This window comes from Micromonospora sp. NPDC052213 (assembly GCF_040679695.1).
In the GTDB taxonomy this organism is placed as follows: Bacteria; Actinomycetota; Actinomycetes; order Mycobacteriales; family Micromonosporaceae; genus Micromonospora.
In genome coordinates this window covers 1-16,742 of the sequence record NZ_JBFAVI010000153.1, presented here as the reverse complement: position 1 = coordinate 16,742, position 16,742 = coordinate 1, and the positions used below count along the sequence as shown (strand labels likewise).

The 16,742-nt window shown below is 73.4% G+C and carries 13 protein-coding genes; 5 read left to right on the top strand and 8 right to left on the bottom strand.

Translation table 11 applies throughout. The features are described from left to right. Window positions 1–28: 28 nt before the first annotated feature. The 3 genes from AB0L34_RS26770 to pnuC all read right to left on the bottom strand — a co-directional run bounded on the left by AB0L34_RS26770 (window position 29) and on the right by pnuC (window position 3,201). On the bottom strand, window positions 29–1,030 hold the full coding sequence (locus tag AB0L34_RS26770; protein ID WP_363707627.1) for a TerC family protein: 1,002 nt from the start codon (window positions 1,028–1,030) through the stop codon (window positions 29–31). Window positions 1,031–1,351: 321 nt separating this feature from the next. Next, window positions 1,352–2,551, bottom strand: coding sequence for an AAA family ATPase (locus tag AB0L34_RS26765; RefSeq protein WP_363707625.1), 1,200 nt, complete (start codon window positions 2,549–2,551; stop codon window positions 1,352–1,354). After that, window positions 2,548–3,201, bottom strand: a complete 654-nt coding sequence (gene pnuC, locus AB0L34_RS26760) for a nicotinamide riboside transporter PnuC (RefSeq protein ID WP_363707623.1) — start codon at window positions 3,199–3,201, stop codon at window positions 2,548–2,550. Before pnuC ends, AB0L34_RS26765 begins: the two co-directional genes overlap by 4 nt. Before the next feature lie 99 nt (window positions 3,202–3,300). On the opposite strand from pnuC, the gene AB0L34_RS26755 reads away from it, so the two are divergent. After that, window positions 3,301–3,594 (top strand): antibiotic biosynthesis monooxygenase, encoded by a 294-nt coding sequence (locus AB0L34_RS26755; protein ID WP_350709211.1) that lies wholly within the window; start codon window positions 3,301–3,303, stop codon window positions 3,592–3,594. Window positions 3,595–3,775: 181 nt separating this feature from the next. Here AB0L34_RS26755 and AB0L34_RS26750 read toward each other — a convergent pair whose 3' ends face one another. Together AB0L34_RS26750 and uvrB are read right to left on the bottom strand one after the other, a co-directional pair. Continuing rightward, window positions 3,776–4,636 carry a helix-turn-helix transcriptional regulator gene (locus tag AB0L34_RS26750; protein WP_363707621.1) on the bottom strand — a complete coding sequence of 287 codons (861 nt, stop codon included), beginning with the start codon at window positions 4,634–4,636 and terminating at the stop codon, window positions 3,776–3,778. 305 nt (window positions 4,637–4,941) lie between these two features. Then, window positions 4,942–7,050, bottom strand: a complete 2,109-nt coding sequence (uvrB, locus tag AB0L34_RS26745; protein WP_363707619.1) for an excinuclease ABC subunit UvrB — start codon at window positions 7,048–7,050, stop codon at window positions 4,942–4,944. 300 nt (window positions 7,051–7,350) lie between these two features. Here uvrB and AB0L34_RS26740 point away from each other — a divergent pair, with 300 nt between their 5' ends. Then, the gene (locus tag AB0L34_RS26740; RefSeq protein WP_363707617.1) at window positions 7,351–8,844 is read left to right on the top strand and encodes a hypothetical protein; all 1,494 of its coding nucleotides are present in this window, start codon (window positions 7,351–7,353) and stop codon (window positions 8,842–8,844) included. A gap of 73 nt (window positions 8,845–8,917) precedes the next feature. Here AB0L34_RS26740 and coaE read toward each other — a convergent pair whose 3' ends face one another. Beyond that, window positions 8,918–10,099 (bottom strand): dephospho-CoA kinase, encoded by a 1,182-nt coding sequence (gene coaE / locus AB0L34_RS26735; protein WP_363707629.1) that lies wholly within the window; start codon window positions 10,097–10,099, stop codon window positions 8,918–8,920. Window positions 10,100–10,397: 298 nt separating this feature from the next. Beyond that, window positions 10,398–11,888: a 30S ribosomal protein S1 gene (gene rpsA / locus AB0L34_RS26730; RefSeq protein ID WP_350709219.1), complete on the bottom strand. Its 1,491-nt coding sequence runs from the start codon at window positions 11,886–11,888 to the stop codon at window positions 10,398–10,400. A gap of 399 nt (window positions 11,889–12,287) precedes the next feature. Here rpsA and AB0L34_RS26725 point away from each other — a divergent pair, with 399 nt between their 5' ends. Genes AB0L34_RS26725 through AB0L34_RS26715 form a run of 3 tightly spaced genes read left to right on the top strand, consistent with a single transcriptional unit; the run spans window position 12,288 to window position 13,790 of the window. Beyond that, window positions 12,288–13,094 carry a class I SAM-dependent methyltransferase gene (locus tag AB0L34_RS26725; protein WP_363707615.1) on the top strand — a complete coding sequence of 269 codons (807 nt, stop codon included), beginning with the start codon at window positions 12,288–12,290 and terminating at the stop codon, window positions 13,092–13,094. Between the two features lie 59 nt (window positions 13,095–13,153). Next, on the top strand, window positions 13,154–13,375 hold the full coding sequence (locus tag AB0L34_RS26720; protein ID WP_363707613.1) for a DUF2945 domain-containing protein: 222 nt from the start codon (window positions 13,154–13,156) through the stop codon (window positions 13,373–13,375). Beyond that, window positions 13,362–13,790, top strand: a complete 429-nt coding sequence (locus AB0L34_RS26715; RefSeq protein ID WP_350709225.1) for a DUF3140 domain-containing protein — start codon at window positions 13,362–13,364, stop codon at window positions 13,788–13,790. Before AB0L34_RS26720 ends, AB0L34_RS26715 begins: the two co-directional genes overlap by 14 nt. A gap of 162 nt (window positions 13,791–13,952) precedes the next feature. On the opposite strand, the gene polA is transcribed toward AB0L34_RS26715, so the two are convergent. Beyond that, complete coding sequence (gene polA / locus AB0L34_RS26710; protein ID WP_363707611.1) at window positions 13,953–16,652, bottom strand: DNA polymerase I; 2,700 nt, start codon at window positions 16,650–16,652, stop codon at window positions 13,953–13,955. Window positions 16,653–16,742: the final 90 nt, after the last annotated feature.

Below are 16,742 nucleotides of genomic sequence, written 5' to 3'. Positions count from 1 at the left end.
GAGCGCCCCCTCGTCGCGCGGGTACGCCTCAGCGGCGGGCGTCGGACAGCAGGCGGCGCCGGTCGCGGGAGGACTTGACCAGGCTGGCGACGGTCGCCACGGCGAGGGTGCCGAGGATGACCGTCAGCGAGAGCCAGATCGGGATGTGCGGGGCCCAGGAGACGTGCTGCCCGCCGTTGACGAACGGCAGGGTGTTGCCGGCCAGGGCCTCCAGCACCAGCTTGACGCCGATGAAGCCGAGCACCGCGGCCAGGCCGTAGGTCAGGTAGATCAGCCGGTCCAGCAGGCCGCCGAGCAGGAAGTAGAGCTGCCGCAGCCCCATCAGCGCGAAGACGTTCGCGGTGAAGACCAGGTACGGCTCCTGGGTGATACCGAAGATCGCCGGGATCGAGTCGAGCGCGAAGATCAGGTCGGTGGTGCCGATGGCGATCATGACGATCAGCATCGGGGTGAAGATCCGCTTGCCCTTCGGCGAGTGGGTGGTCAGCTTGGCGCCGTCGTAGTCCTTCGAGATCGGCAGCGCCCTGCGGCTCCACCGGATCAGCACGTTCTCGTTGAACTCGTCCTCGTCCGGCTCGCCCTCTCGGGCCAGGTTGATCGCGGTGTAGATCAGGAACGCCCCGAAGATGTAGAACACCCAGGAGAACTGGGTGATCAGGGCCGCGCCGGCGGCGATGAACCCACCCCGCATGATCAGCGCCAGCACGATGCCGATGAGCAGCACCTTCTGCTGGTACTGCCGGGGCACCCCGAACCGCGCCATGATGATCACGAAGACGAAGAGGTTGTCGACCGAGAGGCTGTACTCGGTCAGCCAGCCGGTGTAGAACTGCCCGGCCGCGCTCGCCCCGGAGGTCAGCCAGACGCCGGCGCCGAAGATCAGGGCCAGGCCCACGTAGAAGCCGACCCACAGGCTCGACTCACGCACACTCGGCTCGTGGGGGCGCCGACCGATGATCAGCAGATCCACGAGGAGGATCGCGGTCAGTACGACGAGGGTCGCCGCCCAGACCAGTCCCGACACGTCCAAGGTTCATTCCTCCGGCAGACACGCAACGACGGGCACACCGTACGCCCTCGGTGGGCGCGGTGTGCCGGTGACGCTGACTCTGGTGACTGTCGGAGGTCTCTTCCGTCACCGTCCTGCGGGCGGTGACCGACGGGGCCGGGTCGCGCACCGGGGACCGACGCTCGACCGTGCTGACGACTCCGTCACGGGGGAATACTCCCCTCCTCGTCCGCCATTCTTGCCCACCACGCCCAGCGACCGCACCCCGGGCTGCCCGTGTCTTCGCCCACCGGCAGCCGCCGACCCTCCCGGTGAGGCTGAGCGCACTCTGCGTAGGGCATCCTAGGAGGCTAGGTGCTCCTGGATGGCGGGGCCGCGCGGCTCCGCCGGCGACTCGGCGACGCCGTGTTCAGCCCCCGGCTCCGCCGGCACCAGCGGGTCGGCCAGCGGCCAGCCGGCCGCGAGCAGTGCGTCGCAGGCGGCCACCGCGCGGGCCAGCCGCTCCGGATGCGGGCCGGTCAGCTCGACCACCGGTGTCCCGCACCCGGCCAACTCCGTCCGGAACCGCCCGGTCATCCACGCCCGCAGGTGCTCCCCGTCGCGCAGCCCGTCGTCGTCGAAGGGCACCCCGACGTGGTCGGTCAGCAGGTACAGCGCGGGCCGCCGGGCCGCCGCGCGCACCTCCGCCGACGCCGACCCGAGGTAGCGCTCCTCCCACACCGCGGTGGCCCGGGCGTCGGTGTCGCAGAACAGCAGCGGGCCGCACGACCGGGCCGCCGCGTCCTCCGCCGCCTGCTGCTCCCGAACCACCTCGGCGAAGTCGTCACGGTCCCAGGACACGTCGAAGATCGTGGCCGCCGGGTCCCGCTCGCGCAGCCGGGCCAGCTTCCGTTCGGTCAGCTCCCGGCCGTACTCGGGAACCCACCGGGTGCCGTAGTGCTCCGCGAGGGCGGCGGCCATCGTCGTGGTGCCGGTGGACTCCGCGCCGACCACCACCACCCGCCGCACGAACCACGCCCGCACCGGCGCGCTGAGCCGGTCCCAGTGGCCCGCCGGGTCCGCGCGCACCGCCGTCCCGGAGACCGGCACGCGCCGCCGCCCCTGGTCCACGCACACGCCGACAGCGTCGAAGCGCCGGGCCAGTTCCTCGCCGTACGTCTCCGAGGAGAAGACGGCGTCCACCCGCCGCCCGCCCAGCGCCTCGCGGAACACCGCGCAGTGCAGGTCCCACACGGCCGGGTCGGCGTAGTCAACCGGGTGGTCGTCGTACCGGCCGACGAAGCGGACCCACGGGGTGGCCGCGTGCACCTCGCGCAGCCAGTCCAGCCGCAGCGCGAGCGGGATCGACTCCCGGCGCGACGGCGCCACCACCACGGTGACGGCCGCGCAGCGGGCGGCGGCGGCCTCGATCAGCGCGTGGTGGCCGGCGTGCGGCGGATAGAACTTCCCCACCACCAGCCCGTGCCGGAACTCCGGCGCCGCCGGCCCGGCCGCGCCGCCGCCCGCCGCCGGGCGCTCGTCGGCCGGCGCCGGGCCCGTCACGCCGCCACCGGGGCCGGACCGGACGGCGCCCGGGTCGCGCCGGCGCCGCACCGCAGGTCCGCCCGCCACTCGCGCAGCCCGAGCACGCAGAGGCCGAGGAAGATCAGGTAGAGCGCCGCCGTGAGGTACAGGCCCTTGTAGGCGTACAGCGGGATGTAGATCAGGTCGGCCGCGATCCACAGCCACCAGCTCTCCACCCGCTTGCGGGTCTGCCCGTACGTGGCCAGCAGCGACAGGGCGGTGGTCAGCGCGTCCGGCAGCGGCACCGTCGAGTCGGTGGCCCGGTCCAGCAGCGCCCACAGCGCGCCGGTCAGCGCCACCCCGGCCAGCCCCAGCGCCCACCACTCCCGGCGGCTCGTCCCGCGGACCGTCAGCCGGCTGCGCCGCTCGCCGCCGTAGAGCCACGCCCACCACCCGTACAGGCCCAGGACGACGTAGACGACCTGAAGGCCCGCGTCGGCGTACAGGCCGGCGGTCCAGAACAGCAGCATCAGCAGCAGCACGTTGGCGATGCCGACCGGCCAGTTGGCGATCCGCTGCCGGGCCACCAGCCAGACGTTGAGCACCCCGGTGGCGAAGCCCAGCAGCTCCGCGCGGGTGGTGCCGGTGCCCGCCACGGTGAACGCCGTGCCGGTGAGCCAGTCGATCATGCCTCTCCCCTTTCCGCGCGCCCACCCTAGATCCGCCCGACCACCGGGAACAGGCCCCCGCGACGGCGGGCCGCCGCAGCGACGTGAAAGGCTGCGGCCATGGTGCTTGAGGTCGCGCTCATCGACGTACTGCCCGGACACGAGGACGAGTTCGCCGCCGCGTACGCCAAGGGGCACCCGGTGCTCGCCGGGACGCCGGGCTGCCGGTCGGTGCGGATGACCCGGGGCGTGGAGTCCCCGTCCCGGTTCGTGCTGCTGGTCGAGTGGGACTCGGTCGAGGCGCACAACGACAACTTCCGGGGCACCGAGCGCTTCACGCAGTGGCGGGCGCTGATCGGCCCGTACTTCGCCAACCCGCCGCTGGTCGAGCACTTCGTGGACGTGCCGGCCTGAGGCTGTCGTACCCCTGCCCTACCCTGCGCGATGCACGCGCCGGCTGCCGGTCCCGACGGGCTCGGGGGCGCCGGGCCCGGTGGCCGCGCGGCGACATCCGGCGGGCAGCGCCCCGGCCGCGCTGCTCGCCCGCGGCCGGGTCAGTCGGTGGGCGTCGCCGCCCCGGTGCGCCCGGCGGGGGTCACCCGGCGGCACGGCGGCTCAGCGCCGCGCTCGTCTCCTCCGGGCTGAGCGCCGCGTCCAGCAGCCAACCGGTGAGCTGGTCGTAGCGGTCGACGTCGGCCGTCGTCGCCAGGCGCACGTCGGTGGTCAACGCCTCCAGCATCACCGTGCGGGGGTCGGCCGGGTCGGGGAACGAGTAGCAGGAGTACGGCGTGAGCGGCTGCGCCCCGCCCCGCGCGGCGACGCCCCGGGGCAGCAGCCGGATCGTCACGTGCGGCAGGCCGGCCAGGTCGACCAGGAACCGTAGCTGCTCCTGCCGCACCTGCGGCGGGATGTCGTCGGCTTCACAGGCGGCCTCGGCGATCACCGCCGTGTAGCGGGGCGGATCGGTGCGCCGCAGCACCTCGTGCCGCATCGCGCGGGCGCGCACGTCGGCCTCCACGTCGACGGTCGGGTCGAGCAGCCGGCCGGCGGCGATCCGCAGCCGGGCGTACGCCGGGGTCTGGAGCAGTCCCGGCACGACGGCGGGCTGCCAGTCCACGATGGTCGCCGCCCCCGCCTCCAGCTCGGCGTAGGTGCGCTGCCGCTCCCCCATCTCCCCCAGCGCCTTCCACCAGCCCCGGCTGGTGGCGGCGTCGCGGGCGATGACGATGAGCGCCTCCCGCTGCGGCGGCGGCACCTCGTAGACGTCGAGCAGATCGAGGACGTCGGCGAGATCCGGCCGGCTCTGCCCCAGCTCGATGCGGGACAGCTTGGAGGTGGACGCCCAGCCGAGCCGGTCGCAGACCTGCTCCAGTGTCAGCCCTTCCCGCCTGCGCAACTGGCGCAGCTCGGCGCCCAGGCGTGCGCGTCGAATGACCGGACTCGTTGGCAACGGCATCCCCGCCTCCCCACCGAGGGAGAGTACGCAGGACGATCACCCAGCGCAATAGTTTGCTCGCGTACCGCAATCGAGGCTAGTCGCCCCGTTGCCGGCCGGGCCCCGCCGGCCGTCCGTCACGGCCGGTAGGCGCCGAACGCGCAGACGTCGCCGGCCAGGTCACGGGCGGTGCGGTACCCGGGCGCGACCGGGCCCGGCGCCCGGGACCGCCTACGCCCGGTGGAAGCGCGCGGTGGTCTTCGGCGACGGGCCGGCGGAACCGCACGGCGAGGAGCCGACGGAGCCGCCAGCCCGTCGCCGGGCGGTCACTTCACGCCGGCGGCGTCCATGCCGCGCAGTTCCTTCTTCAGGTCGGCGACCTCGTCGCGGATCCGGGCGGCCAGCTCGAACTGCAACTCCCGGGCCGCGGCCAGCATCTGGTCGTTGAGCTCCTGGATGAGCTGGGCCAGCTCGGCCCGGGCCATCCCCTCCCGCGCGGGCCCGGCGCCGCCGGCCCGGCCGCGACTGCGGGTCTCCTTCACCGGCGCCTTGCCCCGGGACAGCTGCCGCACCGCCCCGCCGACGCGACTGTTCTCCGTGTCCTCCGCCTCGCGGTAGATGTCGTCGAGGATGTCGTGGATCTTCTTGCGCAGCGGCTCCGGGCTGATGCCGTGCGCCTCGTTGTGCGCGATCTGCTTGGCCCGCCGCCGGTTGGTCTCCTCGATCGCGTCCGCCATCGACGGAGTGATCTTGTCCGCGTACATGTGGACCTGGCCGGAGACGTTGCGGGCCGCCCGGCCGATGGTCTGGATCAGCGACCGGCCACTGCGCAGGAAGCCCTCCTTGTCGGCGTCGAGGATGGCGACCAGCGACACCTCGGGCAGGTCGAGGCCCTCCCGGAGCAGGTTGATGCCGACCAGCACGTCGTAGTCGCCCTTACGCAGCTCGCGCAGCAGCTCCACCCGGCGCAGGGTGTCGACCTCGGAGTGCAGGTAACGCACCCGGATGCCGTTCTCCAGGAGATAGTCGGACAGGTCCTCGGCCATCTTCTTCGTCAGCGTGGTGACCAGCACCCGCTCGTCGCGCTCGGTGCGCAGCTTGATCTCGTGCATCAGGTCGTCGATCTGGCCCTTGGTGGGCTTCACGACGACCTCGGGGTCGATCAGGCCGGTCGGCCGGATCACCTGCTCGACGAACTCGCCCTGGGCCTGCTCCAGCTCCCAGGGGCCGGGCGTGGCGGACAGGAAGACCATCTGGCCCACCCGCTCCAGGAACTCGTCGAACCGCAGCGGCCGGTTGTCGGCCGCGCTGGGCAGCCGGAAGCCGTGGTCGATCAGCATCCGCTTGCGCGACGCGTCGCCCTCGTACATGCCGCCGATCTGCGGGATGGTCACGTGCGACTCGTCGACGACCGTCAGGAAGTCGTCGGGGAAGTAGTCGAGCAGGCAGTGCGGCGGGCTGCCCGGCAGCCGGCCGTCGATGTGCATCGAGTAGTTCTCGATGCCGGAGCAGAAACCGACCTGCCGCATCATCTCGATGTCGTAGGTCGTGCGCATCCGCAGCCGCTGGGCCTCCAGCAGCTTGCCCTGCCGCTCCAGCTCGGCCAACCGCTCGCCCATCTCGGCCTCGATGTCGCGGATCGCCCGCTCCATCCGCTCCGGGCCGGCCGCGTAGTGGGTGGCCGGGAAGATCAGCAGGTGGTCGACCTCGCGGACCACGTCGCCGGTGAGCGGGTTGAGGTAGTAGAGCTTCTCCACCTCGTCACCGAAGAGCTCGATCCGGACGGCCAGCTCCTCGTAGGCCGGGATGATCTCCAGCGTGTCGCCCCGGACCCGGAAGGTGCCGCGGTTGAAGGCCATGTCGTTGCGCGAGTACTGGATGTCGACCAGGCGGCGCAGCAGTTGGTCGCGGTCGAGCTCCTGCCCGACGGCGACGCGCACGGCCCGGTCGAGGTATTCCTCCGGGGTGCCCAGGCCGTAGATCGCCGAGACGGTGGCCACCACCACCACGTCGCGCCGGGTGAGCAGCGACATCGTCGCCGAGTGCCGCAGCCGCTCGACCTCCTCGTTGATCGAGGAGTCCTTCTCGATGTAGGTGTCGGTCTGCGGGATGTAGGCCTCGGGCTGGTAGTAGTCGTAGTAGGAGACGAAATACTCCACCGCGTTGTGCGGCAGCAGCTCGCTGAACTCCTTGGCCAGCTGCGCGCAGAGCGTCTTGTTGGGCGCGAGCACCAGCGTCGGCCGCTGCAACCGCTCGACGAGCCACGCCGTGGTGGCGCTCTTGCCGGTGCCGGTCGCGCCGAGCAGCACCGTGTTGCGGTCGCCGCGTCGGACCCGACGCTCCAGGTCGTCGATGGCCGCCGGCTGGTCGCCGGCCGGCTGGAAGTCGCTGACGACCTGGAAGCGGCCGTCGAGCCGGGGAATGTCGAGCGCCATGACCTCAACGGTACGCCGAGGGTCCGACACCCCGCGCCGACTACGGACGGTCCCTGATCGGCTTCGATATTACCATTGTGTGGCCGATCTCACGGGACTACGCTCTCGGTGTAGGCCGCTCGCGGCGGCCGACCGGGCAGGCGGCCAGGCCCTCAGCGGCCGGCCCGCCCCCGGCACAGGGGTCGCAGCACCCGGCACGCCCGGCGTGCGCACCCGACGTGGTCGCGCTTGAGGCGCCGACCGGCCGCCGCGAGCGCCCCTGCTCGTCACCCCGCGACGGTGAATCCCGTTCAACCATCCGTGGACACCTCCGCCGCCCGGGCCGCCCGTCCCGACCAGACCTCCCCGCCGCGGGACCACCCGCCGCACGACGACGCCCACACCGGGGCCGTCCCGCGGGTGCTGACCGGCCGCCGGCGCACCACCCTGCTGGTGCTCGCGGTCGTGGCCGTGCTCTCCGCGGCGGCGCTGGTCGCGGGGCTGCTGAGCTGGTCGCCCGACCGGTCGGAGCCGTCCCGGGCGCTGACCGGTGACGAGCGCGAGCGGCTGGCCGCGATGCGGGTCACCAACCACCGCGACCTGCGGGCCGGGGTGCGGGTGACGACGGGCACCGGGTCCGACCGCACCGAACTGGTCGGCTGGGTCGACTGGTCGCGGCCGCTGGTCTATCTGGACGTCGGCGGGCCCGGCGCGGGTGCCGAACGCGGCCTGCTGCAGGCCACGCCGACCGTGGCCGTGCTGCGGCCCGACCCGTCGGCGGTGCCCACCGCCGCACCGCCTCCGCTGGTGCCGCCGGCGGACCGCTGGCGGCTGCACGACCCGTCCGGCGGGCGAGGGGTCGCCGCCGTGCTCGACCTGCTCTTCCGGCTCGGCGCGGACCGCCCCGAGCAGCCCTCGGAGGCCGCCCGCTGGGTGGGCCGCGCCACCGTCGGGGCGGAGCCGGTCGACATCCTCCAGGCGCCGTCGGCCCCGGGCACGCCATCGCCACCCGCGTCCGCGGCGACCGGCGACCACCCGCGCTACTGGCTGGACCGCGACGCCCGCCTGCACCGGCTGGAGACCGGACTGCCCGGCGTCGGTCCGGTCACCGTGCAGCTCATCCGCACGGACCGGCCGACGCTGCGGCCGGTCGACGCGCTCGGCGGCCGGCCCGGGCAGCCCCGCGCCCTGACCGCCGGGGAGCGGGACCGGCTGGACCGGTTGCCCGCCCGGCTCCGCGCCGCCGGCGGCGCCGCCGTCACCCTCACCGCGCCTCTGGCCGCCGGCACCAACCTGCGCGGCGCCGGCTGGGTGAGCTGGACCGGCCGGGCCGCGTACGTGGCCGTCGCCGACCTCGGCGCACCGGAGCGCCGGGCGCTGCTGCGCGTCGACGGGACGGACGTGACCCGGGCGGAGGTCCCCGCCACGACGGTTCCCGGCACGGTGGAGGCACCCGGCCGGCCCCCGCTGCCGCCGCCCGCCCGGGGCTGGCGGACCGACCCGACGCGCGCCGGCGACCTGGGCCTGCTGCTCGACGCGGCGCTGCGGGCCGCCCGGTCGACCGCGTCGCGGGACGCCACCCTCCGGGTGCGCGGGGACAGCCTCTCCGGCAGGACCGTGGACGTGGTCGAGCTGCGCCCGTCGGGGGCGCCGCTGCGCTACTGGATCGACCGGTCCGGCGTGCTTCGCCGGGTGGAGCTGCGTACCCGGTCGGGCGCCTGGGCCCAGCTCGACCTGACCCCCGGCGCGGTGCCCCGGTGGCCCGCCGCCCGGCCGGCGCCGCAGCGCCCGGAATCGCCGGCCGCCGGGCGGTGACCGACCGGGGTCAGGGTCGCCGCCGGGGCGACGTCAGGACCCCGACGCGCCGGCGACGGCGGCCGGGGACCGGTCAGGGGCGCCAGCCGGTCTGCGCCGCCCATTCCTCGGCGCGCAGGTGTTCCTCGTCGAACCACGGGTCCTTCGCCGTGGTGTAGGTGGCGCTGTCCGGGGCCGAGGCGGCCAGTTCCCGCTTCAGCAGCAGGTAGGCCGCCCGCTGGTCCGGGTCGGCACGCAGGTGGTCGCGCATCAGCAGCGCGTACCGCCAGCCGGGCGAGTCCACGGCGCGGACGTGCAGGTACACGGGGCGGCCCGGGTCGGCGCTGCCGTGCAGCCGCTTCTCCCACCGGCCGCTGCCGGGCGGTCGGGGGTTGTCCCACCAGTCGCCGGGCAGGCGCGGGAAGCCCGCGGCGGCGAGCCGCTCGGCCAGCGGGCCGTCCGCGTCGGCGAGGGTCGGCACGGTGAGCTGGATGTCGATCACGTCCTTGGCGGCGAGGCCGGGCACCGCGGTGGAGCCGATGTGGTCGATCCGCAGGTCGGCGGGGGCGATCGCGTGCCGGATCCGGGCGGCGAGCCGCGCGTACTGCTGCGGCCAGGTCGGGTCGGCCTCGGTCAGCACGACGCGGTGCGGTCGCACCGGTCGCCGCTCGCGCAGGTTCGCCTCGTAGGGCAGCAGCCGCTCCTGCCACAGCGCGTCGACCGCCGCGTGCAGGTCGGCGAGGCTGCCGTCGTTGGTCAGCACCACGTCCGCCGCGGCCCGGCGTCGGGCGTCGTCGGCCTGCGCGGCGATCCGCCGCTCGGCCTCCGCCCGGTCCATCCCGCGGTCGCGGGCCAGCCGCGCCAACCGGGTGGCGACCGCCGTCTGCACCACGACCACCAGGTGGTACGTGGGCGCGAGCCCCACCTCCACCAGCAGCGGCACGTCGTTGACCACGATCGCGTCGGGCGCCGCCGCGGCGGCCAGTTCGGCCGTGCGGGCCCGTACGCGGGGATGGATGATCCCCTCCAGCCGGCGCCGGGCCGCCTCGTCGGCGAAGACCACCGCGCCCAGCGCCGCCCGGTCGAGGGCCCCGCCGGCGTCGAGGACCCGGTCGGAGAAGGTCGCGACGATCTCGGCCAGTCCCTCGGTGCCCGGCGCCACCACCTCCCGGGCCACCTGGTCGGCGTCGATGACCACCGCGCCCCGATCGGCCAGCCGCGACGCCACCGCGCTCTTGCCGGATCCGATCCCCCCGGTCAACCCCACCATCAGCACCGGACCAGTCAACCCGATCTTTCCCGCCCCGCCAAACCGGGCCGGTGCCCCGCGCCCGGCACGGACCGACCGGCACCCCACCCCGCCGAATCGAACGGCCCGACGCCCGGCCCTACCGAAACGACGGCCCGACGCCCGGCCCCACCGAACCGAACGGCCCGACGCCCGGAGCCGCCGGAACGGCGTCGAGCGGCCGTTTCAGGCCGACGCAGGGGCCGGGAGGGCGGGCACGGCGAGGGCCCCGCCCCCGGCGATCTCTCGATCGCGGGGACGGGGCCCTCGTCCGTCGTTCAGCGGGTCACTTGCCGCCGGCGAGCTTCTCCCGCAGAGCGGCGAGCGCCTCGTCGGTGGCCAGGGTGCCGGCCGGCTCCTCGGCCTGCCGGCTCGGGGCCGCGCTGGTCGAGGTGGTGGTGCCACCGGTGACCGCCGGAACCGGGTTGGCAGCGGCCTCGGCGTCGGCGGCGCGGGAGGTCTGCACCTGCTTGGTGTGGGCCTCCCAGCGCTGACGGGCCTCGGCGTACTGGTTCTCCCAGGTCTCGCGCTGCTTGTCGTACCCCTCGAGCCACTCGCCCGTCTCCGGGTCGAAGCCCTCCGGGTAGATGTAGTTGCCCTCGGCGTCGTAGGTCGCGGCCATGCCGTAGAGGGTCGGGTCGAAGTGCTCCTCGCCCTCGACGAAGCCCTCGTTGGCCTGCTTGAGCGACAGCGAGATCCGGCGGCGCTCCAGGTCGATGTCGATGACCTTGACCATGACCTCGGAGCCGACCTGGACGACCTGCTCCGGGATCTCCACGTGGCGCTCGGCCAGCTCGGAGATGTGGACCAGGCCCTCGATGCCGTCGTCCACCCGGACGAAGGCGCCGAACGGCACCAGCTTGGTGACCTTACCCGGCACGATCTGCTGGATCGCGTGGGTGCGGGCGAACTGCCGCCACGGGTCCTCCTGGGTCGCCTTCAGCGACAGCGAGACCCGCTCGCGGTCCAGGTCGACGTCCAGGACCTCGACCTCGACCTCCTGGCCCACCTCGACGACCTCGGACGGGTGGTCGATGTGCTTCCAGGACAGCTCGGAGACGTGCACCAGGCCGTCCACGCCGCCCAGGTCGACGAACGCGCCGAAGTTGACGATCGAGGACACGACGCCCTTGCGGACCTGGCCCTTCTGCAGCTTGTTGAGGAACTCGGTGCGCACCTCGGACTGCGTCTGCTCCAGCCAGGCCCGGCGGGACAGGACCACGTTGTTGCGGTTCTTGTCCAGCTCGATGATCTTGGCCTCGAGCTCGCGGCCGACGTACGGCTGCAGGTCCCGCACCCGACGCATCTCGACCAGGGAGGCGGGCAGGAAGCCGCGCAGCCCGATGTCGAGGATGAGGCCGCCCTTGACCACCTCGATGACCGAGCCGCGGACGACGCCGTCCTCGTCCTTGATCTTCTCGATGGTGCCCCAGGCCCGCTCGTACTGCGCCCGCTTCTTGGAGAGGATCAGACGCCCCTCCTTGTCCTCCTTCTGGAGGACCAGGGCCTCGATGTGATCACCAACCGAAACGACCTCGGCCGGGTCCACGTCGTGCTTGATCGACAACTCCCGAGAGGGGATGACGCCCTCGGTCTTGTAGCCGATGTCGAGCAGGACCTCGTCCCGATCGACCTTGACGACGGTGCCTTCGACAATGTCGCCGTCGTTGAAGTACTTGATGGTCTCGTCGATCGCGGCGAGGAAAGCCTCCTCGGAACCGAGATCGTCGTGGGTGACCCGGGTGGCGCTCGAGGGGGCCTCGATGCTGCTCGTCATGTGGGCGGTTGCTCCGGTCGGATGGTGTGTCACAGCAGGCTGGTGTCGCGGTGACCTGTTCGCGCCAGCGGATCCGTCGCCGGGCACACCGAAGATCGAGTGAGATCATGGAGGTAACTCCGCCAGTGGTCCCGGAGACCGCGCACCTGCTCCCTGCCGAGGCACACGATCCGCGAGCGCATCGTCTAGCCTACCCGCTGCATTACCACAGCGTGCAAGGCCTCCCGTCCTCTCGACGCCTCGCCACCTGCGAAAGCGGAGATTTCGGCAGGAAGCTGCCCCGCCTGTCGCGTCCGTCACAAGGGCACCACCGGAGACCGTAGCGCCACCCCCGTTCCGCCGCGCCCGGGGGCCGCCGCCCGCCGTCGCGCCCCGCGGGAGAGGCACTAGCGTGAGCGGGTGGACGACGACAGCAGCCGGGTGACCCGGCGCCGGGTGGGCGACGCCGAGGCCCGGCGCGCCAGCCGCCACTGGTGGGACACCGACGCCGACGACTACCAGGCCGAGCACGGCGACTTCCTCGGCGACCTCGACTTCGTCTGGTGCCCCGAGGGGGTGCGCGAGGCGGACGTACGGCTGCTGGGCGACCTGACCGGGCGGCGGGTGCTGGAGGTCGGCTGCGGCGCCGCGGCCGCCGCGCGGTGGCTCGCCACCCGGGGCGCCCGGCCGGTCGCCATGGACCTGTCCGCCGGCATGTTGCGGCACGCCGCCCTCGCCGCCGCGCGCACCGGCGTACGCGTGCCACTGGTGCAGGCCGACGCGCTGGCGCTGCCCTTCGCCGACGCGGCGTTCGACACCGCCTGCACGGCGTTCGGGGCGATCCCGTTCGTGGCCGACTCGGCGGCGGTGATGCGCGAGGTGTTCCGGGTGCTGCGCCCCGGCGGTCGCTGGGTGTTCTCGGTGACCCACCCGATGCGGTGGATCTTCCTCGACGACCCGGGCGAGGGCGGGCTGACCGCCACGCACTCGTACTTCGACCGCTCCCCCTACGTGGAGCAGGACGAGACCGGCGCGGCCACCTACGTCGAGCAGCACCGCACGCTCGGCGACCGGATCCGGGAGATCGTGGGCGCCGGGTTCGACCTGGTCGACCTGGTCGAGCCGGAGTGGCCCGAGGGGCACGAGGGGATCTGGGGGCAGTGGAGCCCGCTGCGCGGCCGCCTCTTCCCCGGCACTGCCATCTTCGTCGCCGAGAAGCCCGCCTGAGGGGTTCCGGCGGGGCCCGGCCGTCGTTTCGGGGCATCGACGCCGGGTACCCACCCGGCATGGCCGAGCAGAACGAGTTCCGCGAGGGTGACCACGTCTCCTGGGCCAGTCACAGCGGCCGGGCGTACGGCGTGGTCAAGGAGAAGCTGATCGACCGGACGCACGTGCGCGGGCACGCCGTGAACGCGTCCCCGGAGCACCCGCAGTACCGGATCCGCAACGACGACTCGGGCCGGGACGTCGCCCACCGACCGGAGGCGCTGCGCCATGAGCAGGGGTGACGAGGGCCGGGACGTCTACCGGGAGTTCACCGAGGCGGTGAACATGAAGCCCGGCGAGCTGTCGACGTGGCTGGAGACCGACGAGTCCAAGCATGTCGGCTGGCGCAAGGGCACCAAGGGCGGCGAGTCGGTGGGGCACGAGTCCGGCCGGAAGATCATCGGTCTGCTGCGGCGCAAGCGCAGCGAGCTGTCCGAGGGCGACTACCGGCACATGCGCAAGGTCGTCGGGTACGTCCGCCGGCACATGGCCCAGCGCCCCTCCGGCGACGTCCGCGACACGAAGTGGCGCTGGTCCCTCATGAACTGGGGCCACGACCCGCTCAAGGCCCCGCTGCCGGCGCCGGGCGGCCGGTCCCGGCAGGCCCTGCAGCGGCACGGCGCCCCGCCGAAGGAACGCCGGGGGCCGGGCCGGTGAACCGACCCGGCCACCACGCCCGGTAGGGGCGGTACGCCGGACCGGACCGGGCGACACGACGCCGACCACGATGGTTCCGGGGCGGCCCGACCCGCGCAGGGATCAAGCCTGACCGCCGGCAGCGGGTCGGCTGCCCCGGAACCTCGCCCACAACGAAGACGCTCAGTGGTCGGCGCTGTTCCAGTCCCGCCCCTCGCCGACCGACACCTCCAGCGGCACCGACAGCGGGTAGGCCCCGCCCATCTCCCGCCGCACCAGCGCCTCGAGGGCCTCCCGCTCGCCCGGCGCGACCTCGAACACCAGCTCGTCGTGCACCTGGAGCAGCATCCGCGAGCGCAGGCCGGCCTCGCGCAGCGCGGTGTCGACGTGCAGCATGGCCACCTTGATGATGTCGGCGGCCGAACCCTGGATCGGCGCGTTGAGCGCCATCCGCTCGGCCATCTCCCGGCGCTGCCGGTTGTCGCTCACCAGGTCGGGCAGGTAGCGCCGGCGACCCAGGATCGTCGAGGTGTAGCCGTCGTGCCGGGCCCGGGAGACGATCTCCTGGAGGTAGTCGCGCACCCCGCCGAAGCCGGCGAAGTAGTCCTCCATCAGCCCGCGCGCCTCCTCGGCGGTGATGCCGAGCTGCTGGGAGAGGCCGAACGCGCTCAGCCCGTACGCCAGGCCGTAGTTCATCGCCTTGATCTTGCGCCGCTGGTCCGCGGTGACCTCGTCGAGGGGCACCCCGAAGACCGACGAGGCGGTGGCGGCGTGGAAGTCGGCGCCGGAGTTGAACGCCTCGATGAGCGCGTCGTCCGACGACAGGTGCGCCATGATGCGCATCTCGATCTGGCTGTAGTCGGCGGTGAGCAGGCACTCGTAGCCCTCCCCGACGACGAAGGCGCGGCGGATCCGCCGGCCCTCCTCGGTGCGGATCGGGATGTTCTGCAGGTTGGGCTCCGTCGAGGAGAGCCGGCCGGTGGCCGCCACCGTCTGGTTGAACGTCGTGTGGATGCGCCCGTCGTCGGAGACCGACTTGAGCAGCCCGTCGACGGTGGTCTTGAGCTTGGCCACGTCCCGGTGGCGCAGCAGGTGGGCCAGCACCGGGTGCGGGTTCTGCGCGTGGAGCCACTGCAGGGCGTCGGCGTCGGTGGTGTAGCCGGTCTTGATCTTCTTGGTCTTGGGCAGGCCCAGCTCGCCGAAGAGGATCTCCTGCAACTGCTTCGGCGAGCCGAGGTTGAACTCGCGCCCCACCGCCGCGTACGCCCCCTGGGCGGCGGCCTTCACCTCGGCGGCGAAGTGCGCCTCCAGCTCGGAGAGGTAGTGCGTGTCGGCGGCGATGCCGGTGCGCTCCATGCCGGCGAGCACCCGCATCAGCGGCAGCTCCACCCCGGCCATCAGCCGGGCGGACTGCTCGCCGTCGCGGGAGAGCTCGGCGTCGATGGCGTCGGCGAGGTCGAGGGTGGCCCGGGCCTGGAGCATGAGGTTCTGCTCCGCCTCGCCGTCGTTGCCGAGGCCGTCGAGGGTGAGCTGGCCGGTCTCCGGCGCGTCGACCCGCAGCTCGCGGTGCAGGTAGCGCAGGGCCAGGTCGGTCAGGTCGTAGGAGCGCTGGTCGGGGCGGGCCAGGTAGGCGGCGATCTGGGTGTCGCGGAGGATGCCCTCCAGGCGCCAGCCGTGCGCGGCGGACGCGAGCACGGCCGGCTTGCTGTCGTGCAGCACCTTGGGCCGTGCCTCGTCGGCCAGCCAGGCCGCCACCGCCGCCTCGTCGGCCGGATCCAGGGTGGCGGGGTCGAGCCAGGCAGCCGCGCCGCCGGCGGTCGCCAGGGCCATGCCGGTCACGGAGGCGGTGTGCCGGCGGTTGGGCCCGGTGTCGAGCTTCACCGCCACGCCCACCGGGGTGCCGGCCGGCGCGTGCGTCTCCAGCCACCCGGCCACGGCCCCGGGCTCGGTGAGCACCTCGCCGGTGAGGTCGAAGCCGGCCTCGGCCTCCGGCTCCACGGCCTCCAGGTACTGGTAGAGCCGGTCGCGCAGGATGCGGAACTCGAGGGTGTCGAAGACCTGGTGGACCGCCTCGCGGTCCCATCCCTCCCAGCGGGCGTCCTCGGGGCGCAGCGGCAGCTCCAGGTCGGAGACGAGGCAGTTGATCTCGTAGTTGCGGATCACGTCGGCGAGCCGCTCGCGCAGGCTGTCGCCGGCCTTGCCCTTGATCTCGTCGGCCCGCGCGACGACCCCGTCGACCCCGCCGTACGTGTTGATCCACTTCGCGGCGGTCTTCGGGCCGACGCCGGGGATGCCGGGCAGGTTGTCGCTGGTCTCGCCGACCAGGGCGGCCAGGTCGCGGTAGCGGTCCGGGGCGACGCCGTACTTCGCCTCCACCGCCGTCGGGTCCATCCGGGCCAGGTCCGAGACGCCCTTGCGCGGGTAGAGCACGGTGACCTGGTCGCCGACGAGCTGGAAGGCGTCCCGGTCGCCGGTGGTGATCAGCACCGACATGCCCTGGTCGCGGGCCTGGCAGGCGAGGGTGGCGATGACGTCGTCGGCCTCGTAGCCCTCCTTCTCCACCACCGGGATGCGCAGCGCCGCGAGGACCTCCTTGACCAGGCTGACCTGGCCCTTGAAGTCGGTCGGGGTCTCGCTGCGGCCGGCCTTGTACTCCGCGTACTTCTCGGTGCGGAAGGAACGGCGGGAGACGTCGAAGGCGACGACGATGTGCGTCGGCTGCTCGTCGCGCAGCACGTTGATCAGCATGGACGTGAAGCCGTAGACCGCGTTGGTCGGCTGACCCGTGGTGGTGGAGAAGTTTTCCACCGGCAGGGCGAAGAACGCCCGGTATGCCAGGGAATGTCCGTCGACGAGGAGCAGGCGCGGCGTCGTAGCTGTCACGCGAGCGACTCTAGCCGCCCGCCCCGACAGTTCGGGACACCGGCACGGCCGCCATCGGCCCGGCGCGGACGCCGGCGCGGCCCGTACGGC

What these genes read in the sequence shown, in the direction of transcription:
- AB0L34_RS26715 (WP_350709225.1), top strand. Translation starts at nt 13,362, where the DNA reads ATGAGCAGGGGTGACGAGGGCCGGGACGTCTACCGGGAGTTCACCGAG.
- AB0L34_RS26750 (WP_363707621.1), bottom strand. Translation starts at nt 4,636, where the DNA reads ATGCCGTTGCCAACGAGTCCGGTCATTCGACGCGCACGCCTGGGCGCC.
- uvrB (WP_363707619.1), bottom strand. Translation starts at nt 7,050, where the DNA reads ATGGCGCTCGACATTCCCCGGCTCGACGGCCGCTTCCAGGTCGTCAGC.
- AB0L34_RS26755 (WP_350709211.1), top strand. Translation starts at nt 3,301, where the DNA reads ATGGTGCTTGAGGTCGCGCTCATCGACGTACTGCCCGGACACGAGGAC.
- rpsA (WP_350709219.1), bottom strand. Translation starts at nt 11,888, where the DNA reads ATGACGAGCAGCATCGAGGCCCCCTCGAGCGCCACCCGGGTCACCCAC.
- AB0L34_RS26720 (WP_363707613.1), top strand. Translation starts at nt 13,154, where the DNA reads ATGGCCGAGCAGAACGAGTTCCGCGAGGGTGACCACGTCTCCTGGGCC.
- pnuC (WP_363707623.1), bottom strand. Translation starts at nt 3,201, where the DNA reads ATGATCGACTGGCTCACCGGCACGGCGTTCACCGTGGCGGGCACCGGC.